The sequence below is a fragment of the Lentibacter sp. XHP0401 genome (assembly GCF_025751535.1).
Lineage (GTDB): Bacteria > Pseudomonadota > Alphaproteobacteria > Rhodobacterales > Rhodobacteraceae > Lentibacter.
In genome coordinates, this window is record NZ_JAOWLC010000005.1 from 143,666 (window position 1) to 155,319 (window position 11,654).

11 protein-coding genes are annotated in these 11,654 nt (G+C 58.3%); 4 read left to right on the forward strand and 7 right to left on the reverse strand.

Features of this window, described 5'->3' with window-relative positions; translation table 11 throughout:
• Positions 1-9 precede the first annotated feature (9 nt).
• Both OE750_RS08495 and OE750_RS08500 read left to right on the forward strand, forming a co-directional pair.
• Positions 10-711 (forward strand): glutathione S-transferase family protein, encoded by a 702-nt coding sequence (locus OE750_RS08495; RefSeq protein ID WP_263763494.1) that lies wholly within the window; start codon positions 10-12, stop codon positions 709-711.
• Positions 708-1,085, forward strand: a complete 378-nt coding sequence (locus tag OE750_RS08500; RefSeq protein WP_263763496.1) for a DUF1801 domain-containing protein — start codon at positions 708-710, stop codon at positions 1,083-1,085. Before OE750_RS08495 ends, OE750_RS08500 begins: the two co-directional genes overlap by 4 nt.
• An 82-nt stretch (positions 1,086-1,167) precedes the next feature.
• Here the strand turns inward: OE750_RS08500 and rnr are convergent, their stop codons facing one another.
• The 3 genes from rnr to dapE all read right to left on the reverse strand — a co-directional run bounded on the left by rnr (position 1,168) and on the right by dapE (position 5,379).
• Positions 1,168-3,435: a ribonuclease R gene (gene rnr / locus OE750_RS08505; RefSeq protein ID WP_263763498.1), complete on the reverse strand. Its 2,268-nt coding sequence runs from the start codon at positions 3,433-3,435 to the stop codon at positions 1,168-1,170.
• Between the two features lie 212 nt (positions 3,436-3,647).
• Positions 3,648-4,202, reverse strand: coding sequence for a DUF2064 domain-containing protein (locus tag OE750_RS08510; RefSeq protein ID WP_263763501.1), 555 nt, complete (start codon positions 4,200-4,202; stop codon positions 3,648-3,650).
• Positions 4,203-4,230: 28 nt separating this feature from the next.
• On the reverse strand, positions 4,231-5,379 hold the full coding sequence (gene dapE / locus OE750_RS08515) for a succinyl-diaminopimelate desuccinylase (RefSeq protein ID WP_263763503.1): 1,149 nt from the start codon (positions 5,377-5,379) through the stop codon (positions 4,231-4,233).
• A 288-nt stretch (positions 5,380-5,667) separates the two neighbouring features.
• On the opposite strand from dapE, the gene OE750_RS08520 reads away from it, so the two are divergent.
• Together OE750_RS08520 and OE750_RS08525 are read left to right on the forward strand one after the other, a co-directional pair.
• Entirely contained in the window at positions 5,668-7,260 is a 1,593-nt protein-coding gene (locus OE750_RS08520) for a Hint domain-containing protein (protein WP_263763506.1), read from the forward strand.
• Positions 7,261-7,266: 6 nt separating this feature from the next.
• Positions 7,267-8,319, forward strand: a complete 1,053-nt coding sequence (locus OE750_RS08525; RefSeq protein ID WP_263763508.1) for a Hint domain-containing protein — start codon at positions 7,267-7,269, stop codon at positions 8,317-8,319.
• Here OE750_RS08525 and OE750_RS08530 read toward each other — a convergent pair.
• The 4 genes from OE750_RS08530 to OE750_RS08545 are packed head-to-tail and all read right to left on the reverse strand — an operon-like array spanning position 8,316 to position 11,641.
• Positions 8,316-9,002 (reverse strand): ABC transporter ATP-binding protein, encoded by a 687-nt coding sequence (locus OE750_RS08530; protein WP_263763510.1) that lies wholly within the window; start codon positions 9,000-9,002, stop codon positions 8,316-8,318. The genes OE750_RS08525 and OE750_RS08530 overlap by 4 nt on opposite strands.
• Positions 8,999-9,748, reverse strand: coding sequence for an ABC transporter ATP-binding protein (locus OE750_RS08535; RefSeq protein ID WP_263763512.1), 750 nt, complete (start codon positions 9,746-9,748; stop codon positions 8,999-9,001). The genes OE750_RS08530 and OE750_RS08535 overlap by 4 nt, the downstream gene beginning before the upstream one ends.
• Positions 9,741-10,724, reverse strand: coding sequence for a branched-chain amino acid ABC transporter permease (locus OE750_RS08540; protein WP_263763514.1), 984 nt, complete (start codon positions 10,722-10,724; stop codon positions 9,741-9,743). The genes OE750_RS08535 and OE750_RS08540 overlap by 8 nt, the downstream gene beginning before the upstream one ends.
• A complete protein-coding gene (locus tag OE750_RS08545; RefSeq protein ID WP_263763516.1) occupies positions 10,721-11,641 on the reverse strand; it encodes a branched-chain amino acid ABC transporter permease in 921 nt (306 codons plus the stop codon). Before OE750_RS08545 ends, OE750_RS08540 begins: the two co-directional genes overlap by 4 nt.
• Positions 11,642-11,654: the final 13 nt, after the last annotated feature.

Sequence of the window (11,654 nt, forward strand, 5' to 3'; positions counted from 1 at the left end):
ACAGCTTTCATGATCACTCTCATCACCTTTCCCGAAACCTTCGGTGAATTCGCCGCCTCACCGTTTTGCACCAAAGCGGCCTACCTGTTGCAAATGTCAGGCCAACCTTGGAAGCGCGAAGACACACTCGATCCGCGCCCTTTCAAATATGGCAAACTCCCCGCCATCCGCTTGGCATCCGGCGACCTGATCTGCGACAGCGAAAACATTCGCGTACATCTGGAGGCGCTGGGCGCTGACTTCTTCAAAGGCCTGTCCGCAGACGACCGCGCCTGCGCCCGCGCCTTTACGGTGATGGCGGAAGAACACATGTATTTTCATCAGGTGCTTGACCGATGGGCAAATGACGAGATCTTCAAAATCCTCCAGATCGAGTTTTTCAGCATGATCCCCACGCTGCTGCGCGGCTTTGTAACAGGCAAACTGCGCAAAAGCCTCCTGCACGGGATGAATGCCCAAGGCCTCGGCCGCTTCACACCCGAAGAGCGCCTCGCACGGCTGGAGGGCGATTTGCAGGCCATCTCTGCGCGACTTTCCACGCGGCCTTTCCTCTTTGGCAACACCCCCGGCGCCGCCGATGCTTCTGTCGCGGCGATGCTCGGCGGCATGCGCGCCAGCCCTGTAGAAACCTTGCAATCCAAACGTGTTGGCAGCGATACTGCACTCATGGATTATGTAAACCGCATGGAAACCACGGTGGCGATAAGGTGAGACCTTTCGCAAGCCCTGAAGTGGAAGCCGCTTTCGCCGCCTTCCCTCCCGAAGCGCGGGCCGGGCTGATGCACCTGCGCGCGCTGATCTTTGACGTCGCGGGCGACCTTGAAGTGCGCGAAGAACTCCGCTGGGGCCAACCCGCATACCTCGCGCCCAAGGGAAGCACGCTCAGACTTGCCGCGCCAAAGGCGGGCGGCTTTGCGCTTTACGCCCATTGCCAGAGCACCGTGATTTCAGACTATGCGGCGGCCTTTGCAGGGCAAGACCGCATCGAAGGCAACCGAGCGGTTCTGTTTGACGATGTGAGCGAAATCGATGCCGCGCGGCTTGGCCAGCTGATCGCCCATGCGCTGAGGTATCACGAAGCTTAGGGATCGAATTTTGCTTCGCAAAATCCGACCGAGGCGGGGGCTTTGCCCCCGCACCCCCAAGATATTTGTGAGCAGAAGAAGCCTATTTGCGCTTGCGTTCAATCTTGCGTTTGGTTTTGGCGGCTTTGGTTTTGGCTTTGCTTTGGGCGCGTTTGGGCGGCTTGCCACGGGCGCGGCCACGAGGGCCTCCGCGGCCCTGCTCTACAGGTTTGCCATCCATCTCGAGCAATTCAAGCACAATGCCACCTGTCACAGGCGCGGCCTCGGCGAGCTTCACTTTCACCCGCAGACCAAGGTTGATCTCGCGGCGGGTCTCGGAGCCTATAAGCACCCCGCGATCGGCATCGTAATTGAAATACTCGCGCCCCAGCTCGCGCATCGGCACAAGGCCGTCAGCGCCTGTTTCGTCGAGCTTCACAAAGATACCGAAACGCGCGATACCACTGACTTTGCCTTCAAATGCCTCGCCCACACGTTTGTTGAGATAGGAGGCGAGGTAGCGGTCTGTCGTGTCGCGCTCGGCCAGCATGGAACGCCGTTCTGTCGCCGAGATATGCTGCGCTGTTTCTTCCAAGCCGGCTTCATCCTCAGCTGTCAGGCCGTCATTGCCCCAACCATGCGCTGAAACCAGAGCGCGGTGCACGATCAGGTCGGCGTAGCGGCGGATTGGCGAGGTAAAGTGCGAATAGGCCTGAAGCGCCAGCCCAAAGTGGCTGAAATTCTGCGGCGAATAATAAGCCTGCGTCATGGCACGCAGGGTGCTCATGTTGATCAGCTCGGCCTCTTCCATGCCCTCGGCCTGCGCCAGAAGGCGGTTGAGGTGCATCGTTTTAAGCACCTGCCCCTTGGCCAAAGTCAGCCCCGAGGCCTGCGCTACCTCTCGCAGGGCATCAAGCTTTTCAACGCTTGGCTCTTCGTGCACGCGGAAAAGCTGCACCGATTTGCGCGCAATAAGTTCCTCGGCGGCGGCGACATTGGCCAGCACCATGAACTCCTCGATCATCCGGTGCGCATCAAGCCGCTCGGCATAATCAATCGAGACAACCTCGCCCTCGTCATTCAGCACAATCTTGCGCTCCGGCAAGTCAAGCTCAAGCGGCTGGCGCACCGAGCGCGCGTGGCGCAGGGCATAGTAGGCCTCATACAACGGCGCGATCACATCGCCCATCAAAGGCGCGCATTTCTCGTTTGGCGCGCCGTCTTGCGCCGCCTGCACTTCCTTGTAATTCAACGAAGCATCCGAGCGCATGAGCCCGCGCACAAACCTGTGGGACAGCTTGTGTCCCTTTGCATCAATCTGCATCCGCACGGCAATACAAGCGCGCGGCACGCCTTCGTGCAAAGAGCACAAATCGCCCGATAAACGATCAGGCAACATCGGCACAACGCGGTCGGGGAAGTAGCTTGAGTTGCCGCGCTTCCTTGCCTCGCGGTCAAGTGCCGTGCCCGCGCGCACATAATGCGCCACATCGGCAATCGCGACCCAGATGATATGGCCGCCCTCGTTTTTCGGGTCCGTATCAGGCTCGGCATAGCAAGCATCGTCATGGTCACGCGCATCATGCGGATCAATCGTGATCAGAGGCATCTCGCGCAAGTCTTCGCGTCCCTTGAGGCCCGCAGGCTTCATGCTGTCCGCCTCGGCAATCACCGCATCGGGGAAGCGGTCGGGAATCCCGTGCTGATGGATCGCAATCAGGCTCACGGCCCTCGGCTGCGAGGGGTCGCCCAAGCGGTTGACGATCCGCGCCTTGGGCAGCCCCATGCGCGCCTTGGGGCCAATCGCGGCCCCTTCCACAAGCTCGCCGTCTTTGGCACCATTCACCTCGCCCGCGCCGACCGTCCATTCCTTCTGCTCGCCCTTGTCGATCGGCACAATCCGCCCGCCATCGGAGCCAGCACGGTAAATCCCGAGCACAAGCGAAGGGTTGGTCCCGATGCGGCGGATAAGGCGGCCCTCATAGCCATGTGGCTCGCCCGTCACCTGCGTGAGCCGTGCCAGAATCTGGTCACCCGCGCCAAGCGCAGGGTCGGAAGCCTTCACAATCATCAGAACAAGCGGCGCTTCGCCCTCGCCCTGCCATTCCATCGGCTCCGCCATCGGGTCACCGTCACTCGTCGGCTGGACCATCCGCAAAACCGATACAGGCGGCAGTTTGTCGGCCTCGCGATAGGTCTTTTTGCGCCGCTTCAAATGCCCCTCGTCTTCGAGCTCTTTCATCATGCGCTTCAGATCGATCCGCGCAGCGCCCTTGATGCCAAAAGCCTTGGCAATATCGCGTTTTGCGGTCTGGGTCGGGTTCTCGGAAATCCATGTGAGGATTTCGTCTTTTGATGGCAATCTATTCATAAGATCAGCGCTACCACGGCGCAAATCGGAATGGAATATTTACCTTCTGTTCAGAGATCGGTTAACGCACCGCGCGGCGCACGCTGGCTTAGCTAATTTTTCCTACCACAAACCCCGTTTTGGCGGTGCACGGGGGGTGCACGCATTGTGCACGCTTATCACCCCCCTGGAATCAGCACAGTTTTGAGCCGTTAACCATGCGGAACGAAGGCCTAGGCTTTCGGTAAGTCGCGGGCCGTGTCCACATCTGAAAGCTCGGCCACAAGCGCATGGGACTGCCCCGAAAGCGTGGCCAGACTGTCGGCCAAAGCGTGCGCGCTTGACCAGCGCACATCTCTGAAAAGCCCGCGTGGCAGAGGGCGGCTGCGCTTGAACCCTGTCAGCCAGAAGCCCCCGTCAGTTGCAGGCCCAAACACCGCATCACAGCTCCCAAGGACTGCAAAAGCCTCGGCAATCTCGCGCTTGGTCACAGCCGGAATATCTCCGCCAATCAGGCAAGCGCGCCCCTTGGGCAGCGCCTCAAAGGCCGCGGTCATACGCTGCCCCAAGTCGCCCTGCCCTTGTGAAATGCGCGGTAAATGCGCGGGCCAGACAGAGCTTTCCAAAGCTGTGTCTGGCGCCACACTCAGCCATATCTGCCAGCGCGGATCAGACAGCCGCCGCAACAATCGCCGCACAGAATGGCGAAACCACCACGCCGCCGCAACAGAGCCGATATCTCTCGCCAACCGTGTTTTCACCCGCCCTGCGGCAGGAAATTTCACCATCACAATCAAATGCTGCACAGGCGTCTGACTAGCCAAAATAGTCGCCCAAAATACGCTTATAAATCGCCTTAAGCTGATGGATCTGGGCGGTTTCGACCCGCTCGTCCACCTGATGCATCGTCTTGCCCACAAGGCCAAACTCAACCACAGGGCAATGCTTCATCACAAAGCGCGCATCCGATGTGCCGCCCGTTGTCGACATTTCAGGCACACGCCCCGTCTCGGCCTGAACACTTTTTGCAATCAGCGAAGAAAGCTCCCCCGGCGGAGTGATAAAGCTCTCGCCTGAAATTTTCACTTTCAGATCAATGCCTACGCCGAAAGCCTCACGCACCTTCGCCGCCTCCTCCTCAAGCCATGCACTCAAGGATGCGCCCGAATGGCTGTCATTGAAGCGGATGTTCACACAAGCCTTGCTCTGTGCAGGGATCACGTTGGTTGCGGCATTGCCCGTGTCAATCGTCACAACGGCAAGGGTCGAGGCATCAAAGTGTTCTGTGCCTTGGTCAAGCTCGGCGCTGGCCAGCGTGTCCATCAACCGCACCATGGCGTTAAGCGGGTTGTTGGCGCGGTGCGGATAGGCCGAATGGCCCTGCACGCCCGTCACGGTAAACCAGGCCGAAAGCGAGCCGCGCCGCCCGATCTTCATCATCTCACCCATCTCGTTCGGACAGGTCGGCTCACCCACAAGGCACACATCCATGCGCTCGCCCGCTTCGGCCATATAATCCAGAAGCGCAGTTGTGCCGTCAATCGCATCGCCCTCCTCATCCCCCGTGATGGTGAGGATCACTGCGCCGTCAGGGGGCATGTCTTGCACAAATTCGATGGCAGCGGCGGCAAAGGCGGCCACGCCTGATTTCATATCCGTCGCGCCACGACCCCAGATCATCCCGTCTTTTTCCACGGCCCCAAAGGGCGGCACGCTCCAGGCAGCCTCATCCCCCACAGGCACAACATCAGTATGGCCGTTGAAACCGAAGGATTTATTCGCGCCTTTTGTGCCCCAGCGCGCAAAGAGGTTACACACCTCGCCACGGTCCACCCGTGTGCACTCAAACCCCGCCTCTGTCAGCAGTTTGTCGAGCAACGACAGTGCGCCGCCTTCAACGGGTGTTACTGATGCACATTGTATAAGTGATTTCGTCAGTTCTGCCGCATCAACCTGAGGAGCCATTTTTCTGCCTTTCGCCGTTTCCGTGCACATACCACTACATATCGTGGCACAGAGGCCTTCGCAAACAAGAGACCGCCGCAATTTTGCCACGTTTCCGCTGAGTCAATTCCATAATCCCTTAACAGCGTGGATTCTTTAGTGTTAACGTTTCGGTAATAATAAACCAGAGGCAGAGCAGGTGCGCGGGGTTACACCAACCCCGATCATCCAAAGAGCGAAAATCGCCAACGATATCTGTAACTTACAGGTCCGTGCCGGTCGCTTTGCCCTGAATGAGGCAGTAGTAGAATGGTCGCGGCGTCAGAATTGCCGATCAACACAAATGCGTCTGCTATGCAGATGGCTCAAGCAATCTTCGGAGACGGAGTAACCATTGAGGGCGCGTCCTACTTTGGCAGCAACAACTCGTCCGGCATTTACTCCAATGGCGACAGCGTCACCTCTGGCGTAACCCCTTCGGATACAGGGGTCATTCTCTCTACAGGCGATGCACGAGACTTCACAAACTCATCGGGCAGTTCAAACCAAAGCAACAGCACAAGCTCCTCGACAAACGCTGGCCGGAACAGCAACGACAACCTGTCCAGCTTCAACTCTGCCGCTGGCGCACGTACCTACGACGCCGCCTACCTCGATGTTGATTTCACGCCAACTGGCGACACTCTGACAATGCAATTTGTCTTCTCGTCCGAGGAATACCCCGAGTTCACCAACTCGCAGTATCAGGATTTTATCGGCGTCTGGGTCAATGGCAGCTTTGTTGATGTCAGCGTCGGATCGGGCAGTGTGAACCCCTCCAACCTGAACAACAGCGACAACGAAAACCTCTTTTTCAACAACGCCAACGATGACTACAACACTGAGATGGATGGCTTCACCGTCACCATGACGCTCACTATGAATGTCATCCCGAATGCCACCAATACGATCCGCATCGGCATCGCCGACGTGCTTGACAGCAGCTATGATTCCAACCTGCTTATCGCCGCCGACAGCCTGCAAACCGTGCTTATTGCACATGATGACAGGTTCTCGCTGCCCGACCCGAACCAAGTCAAAACCATTGATGTTCTCAGCAATGATGTAGGCCCTAACGGCTCCACGCTCACCATCACGCACATCAATGGCGTGGCCGTCACAGCAGGTAGCACAGTTACGCTCAACACTGGCCAGACTGTCACGCTCAATGCCGATGGCACCTTCACACTTGTGGGCGACAACGCGGCCGAAGACTTCAACTTCACTTATACAATCGACGACGGAACCAACACCGATGTCGCTTACGTTATCGTGGATTCAGTGCCTTGCTTCGTGCGCGGCACCCGCATTCTGACAGAACGCGGACATGTCCCTGTTGAAGAACTCACCCTCGATGATCTCGTCCAGACCCGTGACAACGGTTTCCAGCCTCTGCGCTGGATAGGCAATCGAGTCATCGCCGCACAGGGCAAACACGCTCCGATCCGCATCAGAGCAGGCACCTTTGGAGCGCACAACGAGCTCTGGGTTTCCCCCTTGCACCGCGTCCTCATTCGCGACTCTCTGGCAGAACTGCTCTTTGGCGAATACGAAGTGCTCGTCACTGCGCGCGATCTGGTCAATGACAACTCTGTCACCGTGGTTGAAGGCCGTGAAGTCGAGTATTTCCACCTGCTCTTTGATCAACATGAGGTAATCTATTCCGAAGGCCTGCCGACCGAAAGTTTCCTGCCCGGTCCGCAGCTTGCCAACAGCTTCGAAGAAGAAGTGGCCGCCGAAATCTATGATCTTTTCCCCGAAATCGACCCGGCAACAGGCCTCGGTTACAGCCCTGCGGCACGGCGCACACTCAAGCCCTTCGAGGCGCAGCTGCTCTGCGCTTTCGAAGCTCAAGTGGCCTGAGCCACAATGACATGGCTCGCCATATCCGATGCCGACCGCCAGTATTTTTCCGCGCCAGATCCGCAGTCTTTCCTGCCCCGTGGCAGCCTTGTTGTCGAAACACGCCTTTCCCCTGATGATCGTCCTCAGACCCTGCTCGCCTACCGCGAGCGCTACCCATGGGAGCGGAGTCTTTCGCTTCAAGCCATACCTGGCGGCGGCATTGTTCTGATCACAAGCCAGAACGGTGAGAGCGCACATGTGGCCTTATCGCTCGAAGATTCCGAGCGCGCCGATCTTTTGCGCATTACCTATAGCTGGGATGCGCCTGCCCGCTGGGGCAGGCTGGCGATAGAGCGCCCCGAACGCGGCTCCGTGCGCACGGTTCTGGCCCTGCGCCCACGCCCTCTCTGGCTTGGAGATATCGAAGCAATGGCCACCTCGCGAGGCCTGATCCAGCTTGATGACGATGTAGAGTTCTTCGCTTTTTCCGATACAGTCGAGCCACTTGGCCCGATGCCCAGCCTTACAGCAAATGTGCCACTTATGGCGCAGGAGGGATACCGCCCTGTCGACAAGCTCGCGCGCGGAGATCTCGTTGAGACGGTAGAGCATGGCCCCGTGCCCGTGCTGGCCCATGTATCGCGCACCGTGCCTGCACGTGGCAGCTTCCGCCCTGTGCGACTTCGTGCACCTTACTTCGGCTTGCAAAAAGATATCATCGTAGCTCCCGACCAGAAGCTCGTGGTGAGCAAGCCGATGGTTGAATATATGTTCGGCTGCGAGGCGGTGCTCGTTCCTGCCCGCCACCTTGTCAACGGCACCTCGGCAATCTGGCAGGACCTTGACCTGACAACAACCTATCATCAGCTTGTGCTGCCCGAACACGAAACGCTCATTGCCGCAGGCTCGGCACTTGAAAGCCTGTTCATCGGCCGCATCCGCCGCAAGCCCGAAAACCATGCACAGAGCCTTCTCAGTAAGCTTCCACGCAACCAGCTGCCCGAGCACTTGCGCTCGGCTCACCCTGTTTTACGCCCTTTTGAGGCGATCACACTGGTTGAACAGTCAGCAGCCTAAACGCCCACATAATCATGTGTAATTTCATCTGTCAGCTCGCTCATCGCACCGCGCCAGACAGAACGGCCCCGCTCAAGAATGACCGCGCTGTCACAGACACCGCGAAGCTCTTTCACCGACTTGTCTATTACCAGAATAGACATCCCCGTCTTGGCCTTCAGTTCAGCCACGGCCGCCCAGATTTCTTGTCTGATTATCGGCGCTAAGCCTTCTGTTGCCTCATCCAGAATAAGCAGGCGTGGGTTGGTCATGAGAGCACGCCCGATCGCCAGCATTTGCTGCTCGCCCCCCGAAAGCGAGGCCGAAAGCTGATGCTTGCGCTCGGCCAAGCGCGGGAAAAGCCCCGCCACTTTGGCCAAATCCCACTCGCCTGCGCGCGCAGCGGCCATCAGATTTTCTTGCACTGTCAGAGAGGCAAAACAACGTCGCCCCTCCGGCACAAGTCCGATCCCGAGTCGCGCTGTACGGTGGCTCGGCAGATGCGTTAGGTCATGCCCGTCAAAAACAATCTGCCCCTGTGCGGGCAACATACGGCAAATGCACTTCACGGTCGTGCTTTTGCCCATCCCGTTGCGCCCCATAAGCGCCATCACTTCGCCTTCGGCAAGCTTGAGCGACACACCAAACAACGCCTGACTGGCCCCATATGAAGCCGAGACCTTGGAGAGCGTCAAAAGGCTCATTCTTCCTCCCCCAAATAAGCTTCTCTCACGTCAGGGTTCGCGCGGATTTCATCAACTGTCCCGGTCGCGATAATCCGGCCATAAACAAGCACACTGATACGGTCGGCCAATGCAAACACCGCGTCCATATCATGCTCGACAAGTAGGATCGGTGCCTCTTGCTTGAGTTTGGCCAGAAAATCCGTAAGCCGCAGGCTGCCTTCAGTTCCAAGCCCCGCCATCGGCTCGTCCATCACGAAGGCCTTGGGCCTCAGCGTCAGCGCCACGGCCACTTCAAGCTGGCGGCGCTGCCCGTGGCTCAGTTCAGCGGTGCGCATATTGCGAAAGTCTTCGAGCCCCACCCGCGCCAAAGCTTCATCAGCCCGAGCCACAAGGGCTTCATCCTTGAGCGCAGGAGCCCAGAACCGCCACGGACGGCCAGTGGCCCCAAGCGCGCCCAGCACCGCGTTTTGCAAGACAGTATCTTCCATCGCCAGCGCCGATATCTGGAAAGTCCGCCCCATCCCCTTGCGCGCCCGCGCACGTGCGGTGAGCGCAGTGATGTCTTTCCCCATCAACTCCACACGCCCCTCATCAGGAGCAAGCGTGCCGCAAATTTGCGCTATGAGCGTCGACTTCCCCGCACCGTTGGGGCCAATGATAGCGTGAATTTCACCGGCCTTCAGATCGAGCGAAATATCCGAACTCGCCTTGAGGGCCCCGAAAGATTTGCTGATCCCGCGCGTTGCTAGAACTGTCTCAACCATCGCTCTGCTCCCGCCCTGCAAGCATCCCGATCACCCCGCCGCGCCCGAACAGAACGATGAGCAACAAAAGCAGGCCAAGGTAAATATGCCAGAACTCGCTGAGCCCCCCCAGCCGGTGCTCAAGCCCGACAAACACAAGCGCCCCCGCCACAGGCCCGAAGAGCCGCCCGACCCCGCCAATGATGATAAACACCATGATCTCACCCGAAAGCTGCCAGCTAAACATCGTCGGACTGACAAAGCGATTGAGATCGGCAAACAGTGCACCCGCAAGGCCCGTTATGGCCCCCGAAACAACAAACGCTACAAGCTTGAGGCGCATACCATCAAGCCCCACAGTTTCCACCCTCTGCGGCACTTGCCGCACCGCGCCAAGCGCGAGGCCGAAAGGCGATTTCGCCAGCCTGTGCGAGACAAATAATGCGGCACTGAGGATGACGAGGCAGAGCCCGTAATACTGGATCGGATCAAGCGTGTTCAGCCCGGGAAAGCCGTTGCGCACGTAGATGGACAACCCGTCTTCACCGCCATAAGCCGACCAGCTGATCGCGAAGTAGTAAAACATCTGGCCGAAAGCGAGCGTAATCATGATGAAATAAACACCGCCAGTGCGCAGCGAAAGCACCCCGATCAGAAGAGCCGCCAAGGTAGACACAAACACCGCTACAAGCCAGATCACTGGCATCGACTTTGTGCCTTCAATGAGCAATGGCACTTCCATGACAGGCGTAAACGTCTGTGCATGATAGGCCAGAATACCCATGGAATAACCACCAAGACCAAAGAAAACCGCATGTCCAAAGCTCACCAGCCCACCAAGGCCAAGGGCAATATTAAGGCCCACAGCCGCAAGAGCAAAGACAGCCGCGCGCGTCATGAGGGTGATGGTAAAAGGCTCTTCCGCCCAAAGCGCCCAAGCCGGAACGGCGATGAAAATCGCAAAAATCAAAGCATTAAGGTGAGCTTCCTTCATCATGCGCGCGCACCATAGAGGCCCGTTGGCCGCCAGATCAGCACCGCCCCCATCAGAATGTAAATCGCCATTGAAGCCAATGAGGAGCCGACAGATGAGGCCGCCGAAGGCTCCATGAAGAGGCCGAAGAATTGCGGCAGAAATACCCCGCCGAGGGTGTCCGTCAGCCCCACCAGAAGCGCGCCCACAAGCGCACCCTTGATCGACCCTATCCCACCGATCACGATTACCACGAAGGCCAGAATCAGCACCGGCTCGCCCATCCCGACCTGCACCGACTGGATCGCTCCGACAAGCGCACCAGCCAAGCCTGCCAAGGCTGCGCCAAGCGCAAAGATCAGCGTGTAAAGTTTTGAGATATCAACGCCCAAAGCAGCAATCATCTCACGGTCATTCTCGCCCGCGCGAATCTGAATGCCGATGCGCGTGCGGGTAATCATAAGTCCCAAGCCAGCCGCCACAACAAGGCCCACAATGATGAGAACAAGGCGGTAAATCGGATACTCGATCCCGCCAGGCAGGCTCACCGGACCGCTTAAATAGGGGGGGATTTGCAGAAACAACGGAAATGACCCGAAGAGCCAGCGCGTTCCTTCCGAGAAAATCAGGATCAGCGCAAAAGTCGCCAGAACCTGATCAAGATGGTCCTTGTCATAAAGCCGTCGGATCACCAGAAGCTCGACCAATGCCCCCGCCAGGGCCGCTGCCGCCATCGCAGCCGCAAGCGCGAGTACGAACGAGCCTGTCGCCCCTGCCACAGCCGCAGCCGCAAACGCGCCAACCATGTAAAGCGAGCCATGGGCAAGGTTGATCAGCCCCATCACCCCGAAAATGAGGGTAAGGCCCGCCGCCATGAGAAACAGCATGATACCGAACTGAAGCCCGTTCAGCACCTGCTCTGCTATGAGAATAAAAGACATGTGCTTTGCAAAC

Excerpts from the sequence above, each read along its gene's own strand:
- OE750_RS08495 (WP_263763494.1), top strand. The coding sequence starts at position 10 with ATGATCACTCTCATCACCTTTCCCGAAACCTTCGGTGAATTCGCCGCC.
- rnr (WP_263763498.1), bottom strand. The coding sequence starts at position 3,435 with ATGAATAGATTGCCATCAAAAGACGAAATCCTCACATGGATTTCCGAG.
- OE750_RS08510 (WP_263763501.1), bottom strand. The coding sequence starts at position 4,202 with ATGGTGAAATTTCCTGCCGCAGGGCGGGTGAAAACACGGTTGGCGAGA.
- dapE (WP_263763503.1), bottom strand. The coding sequence starts at position 5,379 with ATGGCTCCTCAGGTTGATGCGGCAGAACTGACGAAATCACTTATACAA.
- OE750_RS08520 (WP_263763506.1), top strand. The coding sequence starts at position 5,668 with ATGGTCGCGGCGTCAGAATTGCCGATCAACACAAATGCGTCTGCTATG.
- OE750_RS08525 (WP_263763508.1), top strand. The coding sequence starts at position 7,267 with ATGACATGGCTCGCCATATCCGATGCCGACCGCCAGTATTTTTCCGCG.
- OE750_RS08530 (WP_263763510.1), bottom strand. The coding sequence starts at position 9,002 with ATGAGCCTTTTGACGCTCTCCAAGGTCTCGGCTTCATATGGGGCCAGT.
- OE750_RS08535 (WP_263763512.1), bottom strand. The coding sequence starts at position 9,748 with ATGGTTGAGACAGTTCTAGCAACGCGCGGGATCAGCAAATCTTTCGGG.
- OE750_RS08540 (WP_263763514.1), bottom strand. The coding sequence starts at position 10,724 with ATGATGAAGGAAGCTCACCTTAATGCTTTGATTTTTGCGATTTTCATC.
- OE750_RS08545 (WP_263763516.1), bottom strand. The coding sequence starts at position 11,641 with ATGTCTTTTATTCTCATAGCAGAGCAGGTGCTGAACGGGCTTCAGTTC.